Annotated in this window: 10 protein-coding genes and 1 pseudogene; 7 read left to right on the top strand and 4 right to left on the bottom strand. The window is 70.3% G+C overall.

The genetic code is table 11. From position 1 onward, the window contains the following. Positions 1 to 172 precede the first annotated feature (172 nt). Entirely contained in the window at positions 173 to 358 is a 186-nt protein-coding gene (locus tag RMT89_RS14385; RefSeq protein ID WP_315884133.1) for a hypothetical protein, read from the top strand. Between the two features lie 110 nt (positions 359 to 468). Continuing rightward, positions 469 to 1,185, top strand: a pseudogene (locus RMT89_RS14380) (glycosyltransferase 87 family protein); the annotation flags it as partial. Between the two features lie 275 nt (positions 1,186 to 1,460). On the opposite strand, the gene RMT89_RS14375 reads toward RMT89_RS14380, so the two are convergent. Beyond that, positions 1,461 to 3,101: a DNA repair helicase XPB gene (locus tag RMT89_RS14375; RefSeq protein WP_315884132.1), complete on the bottom strand. Its 1,641-nt coding sequence runs from the start codon at positions 3,099 to 3,101 to the stop codon at positions 1,461 to 1,463. 27 nt (positions 3,102 to 3,128) lie between these two features. Here RMT89_RS14375 and RMT89_RS14370 point away from each other — a divergent pair, with 27 nt between their 5' ends. Beyond that, positions 3,129 to 4,769, top strand: coding sequence for a recombinase family protein (locus tag RMT89_RS14370; protein ID WP_315884131.1), 1,641 nt, complete (start codon positions 3,129 to 3,131; stop codon positions 4,767 to 4,769). A gap of 452 nt (positions 4,770 to 5,221) precedes the next feature. Here RMT89_RS14370 and RMT89_RS14365 read toward each other — a convergent pair whose 3' ends face one another. Next, positions 5,222 to 5,917: a hypothetical protein gene (locus tag RMT89_RS14365; RefSeq protein ID WP_315884130.1), complete on the bottom strand. Its 696-nt coding sequence runs from the start codon at positions 5,915 to 5,917 to the stop codon at positions 5,222 to 5,224. Between RMT89_RS14365 and RMT89_RS14360 the strand changes: the two genes are divergently transcribed. Both RMT89_RS14360 and RMT89_RS14355 read left to right on the top strand, forming a co-directional pair. Continuing rightward, positions 5,916 to 7,787 (top strand): asparagine synthase, encoded by a 1,872-nt coding sequence (locus RMT89_RS14360; protein WP_315884129.1) that lies wholly within the window; start codon positions 5,916 to 5,918, stop codon positions 7,785 to 7,787. The genes RMT89_RS14365 and RMT89_RS14360 overlap by 2 nt on opposite strands. A gap of 49 nt (positions 7,788 to 7,836) precedes the next feature. Continuing rightward, positions 7,837 to 8,331, top strand: a complete 495-nt coding sequence (locus tag RMT89_RS14355) for an NUDIX domain-containing protein (protein WP_315884155.1) — start codon at positions 7,837 to 7,839, stop codon at positions 8,329 to 8,331. A 167-nt stretch (positions 8,332 to 8,498) separates the two neighbouring features. Here the strand turns inward: RMT89_RS14355 and RMT89_RS14350 are convergent, their stop codons facing one another. Continuing rightward, entirely contained in the window at positions 8,499 to 11,015 is a 2,517-nt protein-coding gene (locus RMT89_RS14350; RefSeq protein ID WP_315884128.1) for a helicase C-terminal domain-containing protein, read from the bottom strand. Positions 11,016 to 11,170: 155 nt separating this feature from the next. On the opposite strand from RMT89_RS14350, the gene RMT89_RS14345 reads away from it, so the two are divergent. Both RMT89_RS14345 and RMT89_RS14340 read left to right on the top strand, forming a co-directional pair. After that, positions 11,171 to 12,130, top strand: coding sequence for a hypothetical protein (locus RMT89_RS14345; RefSeq protein WP_315884127.1), 960 nt, complete (start codon positions 11,171 to 11,173; stop codon positions 12,128 to 12,130). 23 nt (positions 12,131 to 12,153) lie between these two features. Next, a complete protein-coding gene (locus tag RMT89_RS14340; protein WP_315884126.1) occupies positions 12,154 to 12,801 on the top strand; it encodes a haloacid dehalogenase-like hydrolase in 648 nt (215 codons plus the stop codon). Here RMT89_RS14340 and RMT89_RS14335 read toward each other — a convergent pair. Continuing rightward, positions 12,780 to 13,028: a hypothetical protein gene (locus tag RMT89_RS14335; RefSeq protein WP_315884125.1), complete on the bottom strand. Its 249-nt coding sequence runs from the start codon at positions 13,026 to 13,028 to the stop codon at positions 12,780 to 12,782. The genes RMT89_RS14340 and RMT89_RS14335 overlap by 22 nt on opposite strands. Positions 13,029 to 13,193 lie beyond the last annotated feature (165 nt).

Below are 13,193 nucleotides of genomic sequence, written 5' to 3'. Positions count from 1 at the left end.
AACGGGGAAGGGAGACACCAACGGTTTTCCACCGACGGTTTTCCTCATCCCCTAGGGGACGGGGCCCTCCTCCCCGGGGGGTACGGGTCGGTCCGCAGACGTACGAGGGCCGTGCGGCGGTTCGCCCGGCAGGCCGATGCTCTTCTTGCCGCCCGCGAGCAACCATGGAGACATGAGCGCAGCAACCATCCATCCAGCCCCCGGCCGCCCCCCGGCCGCCGGAGCCAGCCCGGTCCTCGGCAGCCACCGCCACCGCCTCGGCGACGCCCTGCGCGCCCTGAAGGTCTTCGCGGGCGCCGCCTTCGACGTGATCATCCTCGGTGAGTACGGCGAGGAAGCAGGCGTCCGCCGCAAGTAACCCCCTAGGGTCACAGCGTGACCCGCAGATCACAGACCGTAACCACCCTTCTCCTTACGGCGGTTTCCGTCACCGCCTTCGCCGCCCTCTGTGCGCACCAGGGCCTCCCGATGGCCGACGCGCTGGTCTACCGGGCCGAGGGACAGGCGGTCGTACAGGGCGGAGATCTGTACGGCTTCACGGTCACCGAGTGGCATCTCCCCGCCACCTACCCCCCGTTCGCGGCCCTGCTGTTCGCCCCGGCCGCCCTGCTTCCCGTCACCGTCGTCAAGGCGGCGTTCCTCGCGGGCAACGCGCTCCTGCTCGCCCGGCTCGTCCACCTCTCCGCCCGCCTGGCGGGCCTGCCCGCCCACCCGTCGGCGATCTGCGCCGCCACGGCGCTCGCCCTCTGGCTCGAACCGGTCTTCCAGACCGTGCTGTTCGGCCAGGTCAACCTCGCGATCGTCTGCCTGCTCCTGTGGGACCTCACCCGCCCGCCCGGCGCCCCCGGCAAAGGCATGGCGGTGGGCATCGCGGCCGGGACCAAGCTGACCCCGGCCGTCTTCATCGCGTACCTGCTGCTGCGCGGCCACCGCCGAGAGGCGCTCACCGCGACGGCCGCCTGCGCGGGGACCGTCCTCCTCGGTGCCCTGGCCCTCCCCGCCGCCACCGTCGACTACTTCACCCGCCACCTCTACGACACCGACCGCGTCGGCAAGGCGTGGATCGTCGACAACCAGTCCCTCCAGGGCCTGATCGCCCGCGCCCTGGGGGACCCTTCACCGGGCCCCGCCTGGCTCCTCCCGGCGCTCGCGGTCGCGGCCGTAGCCCTCTGGCAGGCCCGCACCGCCCCCGACGAGCGCCACGCCGTCCTGCTGACCGCGGGCACGGCCCTGCTCGTCTCGCCGATCAGCTGGTCCCACCACTGGGTGTGGTGCGTCCCGCTGATCGCCGTACTCCTCGCGGACCGAAGACGACACCTGGCGGCCCTCACGACGGCCGTCTTCACCGCCCGCACGATGTGGCTGCTCCCGCACCAGGGCGACCTGGACCTCCGACTGCCCTGGTGGCAACAGCCGTTGGCGTCCCCGTACGCCCTGTTCGCGCTGGCCCTGCTGGCGGCTCAGTTCTCCGCGAGGAGCTCGTCCGCGTCCACGATCCGGTACGCGTACCCCTGCTCCGCCAGGAACCGCTGGCGGTGGGCGGCGAAGTCCTGGTCGAGGGTGTCTCGGGCCACCACCGAGTAGAAGTGCGCCTGGTGGCCGTCGGCCTTCGGGCGCAGGACGCGGCCGAGGCGCTGGGCCTCCTCCTGGCGGGAGCCGAAGGTGCCCGAGACCTGGATGGCGACCGTGGCCTCCGGCAGGTCGATGGAGAAGTTGGCGACCTTCGAGACGACCAGCACACTGATCTCGCCCTCGCGGAAGGCGTCGAAGAGCTTCTCGCGCTGGGCGTTGGAGGTCTCGCCCTTGATGACGGGGGCGTTCAAGTGCTCGCCCAGTTCGTCGAGTTGGTCGATGTACTGGCCGATCACCAGGATCTGCTGGCCCGCGAAACGCCGTACCAGAGCCTCGGTGACCTTGCGCTTGGTGACGGTCGTCGCGCAGTAGCGGTACTTCTCCTCCTGCTCGGCGGTGGCGTAGGCGAGCCGCTCGGAGTCGGTGAGGTTGACCCGGACCTCGACACAGTCGGCGGGCGCGATGTAGCCCTGCGCCTCGATCTCCTTCCAGGGAGCGTCGAACCGCTTCGGGCCGATGAGCGAGAACACGTCCGACTCGCGCCCGTCCTCGCGGACCAGGGTCGCGGTCAGGCCGAGCCGCCGCCGTGCCTGGAGGTCGGCGGTGAACTTGAAGACCGGCGCGGGCAGCAGGTGCACCTCGTCGTAGACGATGAGCCCCCAGTCCCGGGAGTCGAACAGCTCCAGGTGCGGATAGACACCCTTCCGCTTCGTCGTCAGCACCTGGTAGGTGGCGATGGTGACGGGCCGGATCTCCTTCCGCGTCCCGCTGTACTCGCCGATCTCGTCCTCGGTCAGCGAGGTCCGCTTGACCAGCTCGTGCTTCCACTGCCGGGCGGAGACGGTGTTGGTGACGAGGATGAGGGTGGTCGACTTGGCCTGCGCCATCGACCCGGCGCCGACGAGCGTCTTACCGGCACCACAGGGGAGGACCACGACCCCGCTCCCGCCGTGCCAGAAGTTCTCCACGGCCTGCTTCTGGTACGGCCGCAGCGCCCAGCCGTCCTCGGCCAGCTCGATCGGATGCGCCTCGCCGTCCACGTACCCGGCGAGATCCTCGGCCGGCCAGCCCAGCTTCAGCAGCGTCTGCTTGATCTGCCCGCGCTCGGAGGGATGCACGGCGACCGTGTCCGGGTCGATCCGGGCGCCGACCAGCGGAATGATCCGCTTGGAGCGCAGGATCTCCTCCAGCACCGGACGGTCGGTGGTCGTCAGGACCAGCCCGTGCGCGGGGTGCTTGGAGAGCGTCAGCCTGCCGTACCGGTCCATGGTCTCGGCGATGTCGACGAGCAGCGCGTGCGGCACCGGATACCGGCTGAACTGCACGAGCGCGTCCACGACCTGCTCGGCGTCATGCCCGGCGGCACGCGCGTTCCACAGCCCGAGCGGGGTCACCCGGTAGGTGTGGATGTGCTCCGGCGCCCGCTCCAGCTCGGCGAACGGCGCGATGGCCCGACGGCATGCGTCGGCCTGCTCGTGGTCGACTTCCAGGAGCAGGGTCTTGTCGGACTGGACGATTAGGCAGGACACGCATACCTCCGGAGATAGGGTCGTCTCATGACAGAACCAACGCCTGTCACAGCACGGGCTATGCCCCGTGCCCGACGCCGGAAGGGCGTCCCGGCCAGCGCGCCGGGGATGCGCGCCGCTATCTATGTTCGCCTATCGCGCGAAACCGACGAGACGACTGCGCCGGAACGCCAGCGCGCGGCCTGTGAGGCGTTGTGCGAGGCACGCGGCTGGGAGGTCGTAGCCGCCGAGGAAGACATCGATGTCTCGGGGTTCTCGCGCGGGCTCGACCGGCCGGGACTGCAACGCATCCTGACCAGGCTCGCCGAGCTGGACGTGATCGTGTTCTTCAAGATCGACCGGCTTGCGCGCTCCACGGTCGACTTCGCGGAGATCATGAGACTCGCCGAGCACCAGAGCGTCGCGCTCGCGTCGGCGACGGAGCCGCTCGACCTCACGTCGTCCATGGGCCGAGCCATGGCGAAGGTGATCGCGGTCTTCGCTGAGCTGGAGTCCGGCACCATCGGGATGCGGGTGTCCAGCGCGCACGAGCACCTGCGCCGCGAGGGCCGCTACACCGGCGGTCGTGTCCCGTACGGGTACATGGTCATCCCCAACCCCAACGGGGCGGGCAAGGTCCTCGCGGTCAACGAGGACGAGGCCAAGACGATCAAGCGGATCGTGGAGCGGGTCCTGACCAAGGACTCGCTCATGCAGATCATCAACGACCTCAACAAGGAGGGTGTCCCTTCTCCTGGCCACACCTCACGCCAGACGACGGGCAAGCGCAGCGATTCCAAGCAGTGGTACACGACGACGCTGCGCAGTTTGCTGAGCAACCCCCAGTTGCTCGGACAGCTCATCGAGGACGGAAAGCCGATCCTGCGGACGGACGGTCTGCCCCTGGTCAACCGCCCACCGATCCTCGACACGGACACGTGGCAGGCGCTCCAGGACGAGTTGGAGCGCCGGGCCAACCCCGGTGAGAAGCGCCGGGAGGGGACGTCACTGCTGCGCGGCATCATGCACTGCGGAGTCTGCGGCGAGCGCATGTACACCTTCAGCGGGCGCAACGGCCAGCTTCGGTATCGGTGCATCGGACCTCTGAAGTACCGCCAGCGGGCGGCGAAGGGGGAGGAGAAGCCGGGCGTGAAGTGCTACGGGCCGACCGTGGCGGGGGTGACCACCGAGGAGTACGTCACTGAGCAGTTCCTCGCGAAGTACGGGCACCTTTCCGTGATGCGGATGGTCCAGGAGGTGGGCGAGGACTTCCGTCCCCAGATCAGGCAGGCCGAAGAAGCGTTGGCCGACTTGCAGAAGGACCGCTACGACCGGGGCCTGTTCAAGGGCGACGACGGCGCGAGGCGGTACGCGGAGCAGTACGCCAAGCTGGAGGACCGCCTGGCGTCTCTGCAGGAGAAGCAGCGCACGGCGAAGCCCGGCGGTGTGAAGGCGGAGCCGACCGGTGAGACGCACGCTGAGCAATGGAAGCGCTCGGACGTGGCCGGTAAGCGGGACCTGTTGCTGAACGCGGGCGGCTACCTGGAGGTGGCACCCGCGCGGCGCGGTGGGAAGAAGCTGGACACGTCGCGGTTGTCCGTGCACTTCGGTGAGGAAGGTCACATGCGGCGGGCGGCAGCGGAGAAGAAGAGCGGGCAGGACGAGACGCCCAAGGAAGACGCAGGCTGACGTGACTTCCGGCATCCGTACGCGGGTGAAGCCCTCCTGACCTCGGATGCGCATGGAGGCCACGCCGACGTAGGCCGGGTCCTGGAGGCTGGCGGGGTTGGCGTCCGGCCACTGGCGGATGTCGTCACCGAGTGCGGCTACGGCCGCCTCTTGGGTGGTCTGGGCGAAGGAGACCCGGATACCGCAGTTGTCGCGGATCGAGGTGGGGATGGCGTCACCGGTGGGCTTCTGGGTGATCACGATGGTCACGAAGCCGACCGAGCGGCCCTTGCGGATCAGGTCGTCCACGAGCCGGGCGTTCTCGGCGGCCAGGGCGGCCAGTTCCCGGGAGCGCTTGTCGCTGCCCTTGGGCTGGCTGAAGAAGGTGTGCGCCTCGTCGATGACCAGGACCACCAGGGGCCAGGCAGCCGACGGGTTCACGTCCCACAGGTTGGCGGTGCCCAGAGCCCGTTTCATGGCGGCGAAACGGTCGCGGCGCAACTTGACCAGCCTGGTGAACAGCTTGTTCGCCTCGGCCAGGTCGTCACCGACGAACGCGAACAGGCGCGGCGTGATAGCCCCGACTTGCCCTGCGTGGATCGGCTTCGGGCCTCTCGCCGCCGTTCGGGAAGCACAGGTGTCGCATAGTCAACTTTGAGCCACTGCTTGTAGGTGATGGCTGAACCGAGGAGACCAAGCAAGACGCCGGGAAGCAAGACGCTTCCGATCAGACTGCGTGTGTGATCGGAAGGCGAGATCAGTCCAAGCACGTCGGCCAGAAGGACAGCCAGAAACGTCATGGCGGGACCGAAACCAAGAATCCTCACGGCGCTGATCGCGGCGAGGTTCTGCCATCCCGGCCGTTGACGGACGCTGATCAAGCTGTACACATCCCGCGCAAGTTCGCGGGCGTCCTGGTTGTCACCCGCCGAGACGTAGGGCACTGCCCCGAGCCGAACCTTGACGTGCGGCTCCTTCGTGATCAAGCACACGTAGTTCAAGTCGCTCGGCTTGGTGTCGCGTAGGTCCTCAACCTCATCGGCTATACCGTCGACACCCACGCGGATGGTGACGCGTTGAGCACGCTCCTTCAGTAAGTGATGCACGCTTTCGGCGTCATCCAGGAAGAGGGCCTTGTCCCGCCGCACCCCATGGGAAAGGGGCGGCATGCTGTCGCTGCGTCTGCATCTGGCGGATCTCCAGGCACCACGTTGGAGGCCGCAGGCGGGCCGTTGGGTCAACGGTGAGAGCTGGATCGAGCCTGCGAACCTTGGCGCGCTGGTCACGGAGCTCGATGACGATCGCGCGCCGTTTGTCCGAGTCAAGGTGAAGGAGGGCAAGCGCGGGGAAGCCGACTTCACCGAACTCACGATGACACCGGATGAAGTCCGTCTCACGGTGGGTGTGTTCGGCAGCGCCCCGCTCCACCTTGTGGCGAAGGCCGGCGTGCTGCACGCGTCATGGGACCTGGCCGAGTTACGCCCGTACCTGCGCCCTGAGCGTCTGGTGCCCCGAGTAGTGGCCCGCACCTTGACGAGGCAGCACCGCTACACGTCCGAGACGTTGTTCGAGGGCGTGTACCGGCTCACCGAGAGGGCGACGGCGGTGTTCACGTCCTCGGGCCTGGCCATCCGCTACCCCGAACCCGCTGAGCACGTACTTGAGCCCCGCCCGCTACGGTCAGGCGTGGACCCGCTCACCGTCTTCGACGAGTTGTTGACCAACGTGGTCCGAGAAGCCCCGACAGCGACCGGGTGTGTCGGCGTCGAACTGTCCGGCGGTGCCGACTCGGGGAATGTCGCCCTGGCGGTGAGGGCGGCCCGGTTCGACGAGACGTACAGCTTCGGACTGTTGGTGGGCGGAGCGCTCGGCGCGCAGCAGCGCGAGCGTAGGCAGGTATTGGTGGATCACTGCGGATTCCGGGACACCGCGATTCCCGCCATGCAGTACCCCCCGTTCGCGCCCGGCGGCGTACGAGCCCTCGGCAAGCCCCACGACCCGGCCGGAGCTTTCTACCGAGAGGCGTTCGACGTCGTGCGAGAACAGGCGGCGAACCGGCGGTGCGAGGTCATGGTCACCGGCAGCGGCGGCGACGAGATCAACGCCCACCACTCCAGGAAGGAGGCCGAACTACCGCCCGCGGAACCGGTCCCGTGGCTTGGCAGCAAGGCGACGCAAGCGCTCGGCGAGGTGAACGAGAACCTGGCGCCCATGCCGGTACTACCTGTCCCGACCCTGATGGCGTTCGGCCTCCACAACCCCGGATTCCTCCGGTCCGGCACCTGGCCCGTCAGCCCGCTCGTGCACCCGCACATGGTGCGGTTCATGGAACAACTGCCGCACGAGCACAAGCGCGGGAAGGCGCTCTTCCGCGACCGCATCAGACGGGCCGGACTGCCCGAGTGGGTGGCCGCGCCGACCGAGCCGGAGAACTTCCTGGGCGTCCTGGAATCAGGGCTGCGTTCCTATGGGGCGCCGATCCTGGGCGACATGCTGCGGAAGTCCGTATTGGTGGATCTCCAGCCCGGCATGGTCGACTTCGCACACCAGGTGCGGCCAGCGCTCGACATCCGCGCAGGCGACATGCGGACCGTACGACTCGGGAGGCGCACGGATGTCGTGACCTGTCTCGGCAACTCCCTCGCCTACGTGCACGACAACGACGAGATCAGCGAGGTGTTCGAGACTTTCGCCGCCCACGCACGGCCGGGTGGACTGCTCGTACTCTGCTCGCCGGTGTCGCCCATCACCCGCTCAGAGGTGACGACCACTGTTGTCCGGACTCCGCACGGACCAGCGCAGGTCACCATCACCTACTCGTGGGACCTGCGGACGCAGATCAACACCATGCACAGGAGCTGGGTCCTTCCCACGGGAGACGAGGCCCGGGACGAGATCAGGCGGCGGGTCCTGTTCCCGCGCGAACTCGACCGCTACGTATCGGGTGCGGGATTCGAGGTCGTGGACATGGTCGACGAGGTGAGTACGGGGCTGACCGGCCCTATCGCGTACACGGCGGCCCGATACACCCGCGGATGAACTGGCTGGTAGCAACGGACTGTCGTACCCCTCTGCGATGGTGAGAGCCATGGGCGAACTGGTGGAGCGGGCGGACGAGCGGGATCGGGTGCTCGGGGTGGTGGACCGAGGCGAGGCCATCAAGAACCGTTGGCTGCACCGCGTCGCGACGACCGTCTGTCGAGACACGGGGGGCCGCATCCTCGTGCATCGGAGGCAGGAGGACATCTCCCGGTTCCCAGGACAGTACAACTGGTTGATCGGTGGAGCCGCAGAGATCGGAGAGTCCTACGAGGAGGCGGCAGTCCGCGAACTCACTGAGGAACTGGGCGTCCAGGCGTCGGTCCGATTCGCCTTCAAGTTCCTCTGCCGAGGGGCGATCAGCCCGTATTGGCTCGGCGTCCACGAAGCTGTCGTCACCGAGGAGATCGCCCCCGATCCGTCGGAGATCGCTTGGCACGGGTGGGTCACCGAGAGCGAACTCCAGGACGCGCTCCAGCGGTGGACATTCGTACCTGATGGTGTCGACGCTCTGAAGCGTTACCTGGCCAAGCCCTTGCAGTAGACAAGGTCGAGTTGCTGCGCTGGCCAGCGGGAACGCCGCACAGCTCAGACTTGGGCGCTAGTGTGTGCATCACACCTGATCGTATTGACGATCAGCGATCCGTTCACGTACGCATCCCTCCGGACTGGTCCAAACCTCCAGTGTGCCGCACCCGGGAACGATCAATCTCAGTCGTCCGCGAGCTCGGCCACCCCGGTGACCCGGTGCAGCGGATACGTCCGTACCTCGTCCGCGGTGTGGTCGTATGCCGTGACGAAGCCGCCCTCGACGCGGAGGGGGGCGATGACGCGCTGGCTGGCGGAGCCCTCGGCGTTGACGTAGCCGATCCACAGGGCCTCGCCGGTGAGGACGGCGGCCTGCATGGTGGCCAGGGTCTCCGCGGAGGAGGTGCGGGGGAGGTCGCCGCCGGAGAGCGGGGGCTGTTTGCGAGGGGTCGTGGAGGCCATGTCGCCCGCCCTGATCGCGCGGATCGCCGCCGACAGGAGCGTCGCGTCCGGGACCGGCGGGCCCTCCGGGACCGGTTCGGGGGCCGTGCGGGGCGGAGTGCGGTGGGCCAGGGCGCGGGTGATCAGGACATCGCCCTCGGCGGACTCGGCGGCCGGGGCGAACCCCATCGCGCGCAGACCGTCCAGCAGGGCGGCCGGGTCCACCTGGGCGGCCAGCACGGTCGGGGCGAGGCGGCGCAGGCCCAGACCCGCGGCGCGCTTGTCGGCGAGGATCTCGTTCAGCAGGGCGTCGTCGTCGCAGCGGACGTAGGCGGAGGCCGCGCCGACCCGGAGATGGCCGTGCCTGCGGGACACGTCGTCGATCAGATACGTCAGCGGCTGCGGCACCGGCGTACGGGAGTGCGCGGCGAGGAAGGCGTGCAGGTCGGAGGCGGACTGGCCGACGTCCAGGGCGCGGCGCACCGAGCCGGGCGTGAAGCGGTAGACGGTGGCGCCGCCCTTCGACTCCACGTCCGCCAGCACCCCGAGCATGTCCGCGAGCGGCCGCTCCAGCGGGCCGGGGGCCACCGCGGTCAGGTCCGCCTGGAGCAGGACGTGGTCCAGGGGCTCGGGCAGGAGCGGGGCCAGCAGGCGGGCGGCCGCCGCGGAGGCAGCCGCCTCTTCGGGAGGGGAGAGGGTGGCGGCGGCCGGGGCGGGGCGGTGGTGGACGGGGAGTTTGTCGCCGGGGCCCGCGGAGCGCTCCTCGTGCCTGTGGGGCTTCTCCGGTGCGCCGAGCAGGGCGCGGCCGTGTGCCGACAGGGCGCCCCGGCCGGTCACGCCCAGCATCTCGGCCTCCGCCAGCGTCCACTGGGCCAGCTGTGCGCGCAGATCGTCGCCCTGCTGCGGGCCGCGCAGCGGGCGTTCCCAGCGCAGCCGGGCGAGCACCGACTCCGCGCTGGGGGCGGCGCCCTCCGGCAGTCCGGCCAGCAGGGTCAGCACCCGGTGCCGTACCTCGGGGGCGGCGGAGCGGTCGAGGCCGGGGCCGAGGGCGGAGAGCGTACGGTCCTTCGCGTCCCGCCCGCCGACCAGGCCCGACGTCCGGGTCGCCGTCAGCCAGGTCTCCGCGAGCCGGGACCAGCGGCGGTCCGGGGGCTGCTCAAGCCACTCGTCGTAGGCCGGTGTCGCCGCGTACCGCTCGTCGGCCTCGCCGTCGGAGGCGAGGAGCCCCGCCGCGTACGCCAGCTCGACCCAGAAGGCGGCGACCGGCTCGGCGACGTCCAGCGCCACGGCGGTGCGCTTGAGGTCGCGCACGCTCAGACCGCCGGCCCGCAGAACCGACGGACCGCCCTCGTCCCAGTCCTTCAGCAGTTCCTCGACGGTGGCGAGCGCGGTGTACGCCTGTCCGGCCGCCGTCGCGTCCACAACCTGTGGACGGTGCGTGGCCGCGGCCGCCACGGCGGGCGGCAGCGGCTCGGTGGTGCGGTGCGCATGGCCGCCGCGCAGATGCAGGGCCACTTCGCGGGGGAGTACGACCGTCCCCGGCGTCGTCGGCAGCAGCAGCCCGCGGTCCAGGAGCCAGCGGAGCCGGGGCGCCGGGTCGGCGGTGACCTGGCCGTACGGCGGGCCCCAGATCAGCCGGGTCAGCACGTCGAGGGACTCCGCCGGGGCGCCGGAGAGCAGCGCGGACATCCGGTGCCGGTCGGTGAACAGGGCGGTCAGCGCGGTCACCGCGGAGACGGCGTCGTGGGTGGACGGCAGTCCGGCGGCGGTGACGATCTCCTGGATACGGCCCGGGGACATGCCCGACGTGGCCTCCCGCACCGTTGGGCCGAGGCCCGTGGGGGACGGGTGCTGCGGGGTGGGCGTGAGCAGCTCGCGGGCCGTGCGGACGAGCCGGAGCCGGGCGTCGTCGCCCCAGACCAGGGCCTGCTCACGAAGGAGCGCGACGGCTCGGGGGAGGGCGCCCTCGACGGCGGGGTCGCCCTCGTCGCCGGCCATCAGGCCGAGGAGTTCCTCGTACGGAGCCGGGTCCCCGGCCACGGCCAGGGCCTCGGCGGTCTGCAGGGCGAAGCGGTCCAGACGCTCCAGGGCGCGGACGACGGAGGCGCGGGTGCCGGCCCGTGTCGCGAGCTGGGTGAGGTCCGTCGGGACGGGGGTGATGAGGTCGGGGCGGGCGCGCAGGAGTACGGCCAGGGAGGCGTCGTCCCGCGCGCGGAGCGCCTCCGCGAGGGAACGGGGCGGGGATGCCGGGTCGCTCATCCTGCCCACGTTAGCGGGTTGTCCTGGACGGGTGGGCCGATGTGCCGTGGGGTGCGCGCCCCGAGCGCCGGCCCGCGTCGGGAGCGAGACGCAGACCGGGAGGCGGTACCTTCGTTGCGCTGGGTTTCAACGTGCCGACCCCCGGAGGGACTTCGGTGGGTATTGAGAGCGATCAGGTCGTCTACGAGTATCTGAGCCGCGTCGGAGACGTGGCTCAGCAGCGGCAGTTGCCGTCGAGTACTCGGATGCGGCTCGTCTCCGAGCTGCGGAACGAGATCGACCGGCGCCGGGCCAAAGTCGTCGTCGACAGTCCTGCCGCCGTGCGCCGGATCATCGACCGGCTCGGTAGCCCGGACGAGGTCGTCACCGCCGCCGGTGGCCGCGGCGCCGCGCCCCAGCCCCAAGCGCCCGCCGCCTCCGTGCCCGTACAGCCGGACCGTGAGGAGAAGCGGCTGCGGCGGATCGTGCCCCGGCCCCGGCCCGCCGAAGCCGACTCCGGGGGCGTCGAGGTGCCCTCTTCGCCCCATCTCGCCGCCACCCACGAGCTCGGTGACAGTGCCGCACAGCCCGACTGGTGGCGGGTGGACTCCGGCCCGTTCGGGGTCGGGGACGAGGTCCCCGGGTTCGTCGGCGGCGTCGAGATCCCGGAGCTGCTCAAGCCTCCGCCCGCGAAAGAGGCGGCCCGGGTCCCCGCCGTCGTCGAGAAGGCGGAGGAACCGGTCGAGGAGGAGCCCGCCCCGCGCCGCCGCTTCCGGGTGCTCCCCGCCGCCAGGTGGAAGAGCCGGCAGAACCCCCTTCTCCTCCTCGCCGCCGCCCTCCTCCTCACCGGCGCCGTCATCGGCAACCTCGTCGTGCTGATCCTCGGCTGGCTTCTCGCCTACGGCTCCCGCCGGCTGACCGAAGCCGAGAAGAAGGGCGCCGTCATCGTCCTGCCCGGCCTCGCGCTCACCGCCGGGATCGTGTGGCTGTGGGGCCGTACCGACGGCCGCTGGGGCGAACCCATCGCCGAGGGGCAGATGAACGGCGCCGTCGCCGAGACCTGGCCCTGGGTGGTGCGGGGCGCCGCGGTCGCCTCGGCGCTGTACCTGGTGTGGCGGTCGCAGAGGCAGAAGTAGGTCCGTCGTACGGGATGGGCACAATGGCCCATATGGCCTCCACCGAGAACCCCGTGCCCGCCCTCACTGTCGGCTTCGACCTCGACATGACCCTCATCGACTCGCGCCCCGGCATCCACGCCTGCTACACCGCGCTCGCCGAGCGCACCGGGACCTACGTCGACGCCGACCTCGCGATCACCCGGCTCGGGCCGCCGCTGGAGGAGGAGCTCGCCAACTGGTTCCCGGCCGGGCGGGTCGGGGAGATCGCCGAGCTGTACCGGTCGATGTACCCGGAGTTCGCCATCGCCGCCACCCCCGCACTGCCCGGCGCCGTCGAGGCGATCGCGGCCGTACGGGCGGCCGGGGGACGGGCGATCGTCGTCACCGCCAAGTACGAGCCCAACGCCAAGCTGCACCTCGACCATCTCGGCATCGAGCCCGACGCGGTGATGGGCGACCTGTGGGCCGAGCGGAAGGCGGAGGCGCTGCGTGAGTACGCCGCAGGTGTCTACGTCGGCGACCACCTGGGCGACGTACGCGGCGCCCGGACCGCCGAGGCGCTCTCCGTCGCCGTCGCCACCGGGCCCTACGACGCCGACGCCCTGCGCGCGGCCGGTGCCGACGTGGTGCTCGCCGACCTCACGCACTTCCCGGGGTGGCTCGCGGGCTACTGGCCCGCCCGCGCCTGACGGCGCCCCGCCGCGATCGACTGGAACACGCCCACGCCCGCGATCAGGAATCCGACGCCCATCAGCATGCTCAGTCCGAACATGTACGTCGGGAAAGGCGTCGTCCCCAGCAGCAGGGGGGCCACCGTGACCACAGTGGCCACGGCACCGAGGAAGAACACGACCGCTCCGACTCGGATCAGTCGGTCACCGGGCGCGGCGGAATTCGTTTGGGTTTTGTCACGCACCGGACCAGGGTAGTTCCCTGCGCGAAGGAACAACCGGGGGACGTCTTGTCACCCGCCCGAAGACCATTAGCCTTGGTACCGGCGGGTCATGGTCGACCCGCCCGAGTGCTATCAAGAGCCGTTTCCAGAAGCAGTTTTCCGACGAGTACGAGGACGAGGACAGAC

It is taken from the genome of Streptomyces sp. P17 (genome assembly GCF_032436805.1).
In the GTDB taxonomy this organism is placed as follows: Bacteria; Actinomycetota; Actinomycetes; order Streptomycetales; family Streptomycetaceae; genus Streptomyces.
The sequence above is the reverse complement of the archived record's forward strand: the minus strand, read 5'-3'. Positions and strand labels throughout refer to the sequence as shown.

What these genes read in the sequence shown, in the direction of transcription:
- RMT89_RS14365 (WP_315884130.1), bottom strand. Translation starts at nt 5,917, where the DNA reads ATGCCGCCCCTTTCCCATGGGGTGCGGCGGGACAAGGCCCTCTTCCTG.
- RMT89_RS14350 (WP_315884128.1), bottom strand. Translation starts at nt 11,015, where the DNA reads ATGAGCGACCCGGCATCCCCGCCCCGTTCCCTCGCGGAGGCGCTCCGC.
- RMT89_RS14340 (WP_315884126.1), top strand. Translation starts at nt 12,154, where the DNA reads ATGGCCCATATGGCCTCCACCGAGAACCCCGTGCCCGCCCTCACTGTC.
- RMT89_RS14360 (WP_315884129.1), top strand. Translation starts at nt 5,916, where the DNA reads ATGCTGTCGCTGCGTCTGCATCTGGCGGATCTCCAGGCACCACGTTGG.
- RMT89_RS14385 (WP_315884133.1), top strand. Translation starts at nt 173, where the DNA reads ATGAGCGCAGCAACCATCCATCCAGCCCCCGGCCGCCCCCCGGCCGCC.
- RMT89_RS14355 (WP_315884155.1), top strand. Translation starts at nt 7,837, where the DNA reads ATGGGCGAACTGGTGGAGCGGGCGGACGAGCGGGATCGGGTGCTCGGG.
- RMT89_RS14370 (WP_315884131.1), top strand. Translation starts at nt 3,129, where the DNA reads ATGACAGAACCAACGCCTGTCACAGCACGGGCTATGCCCCGTGCCCGA.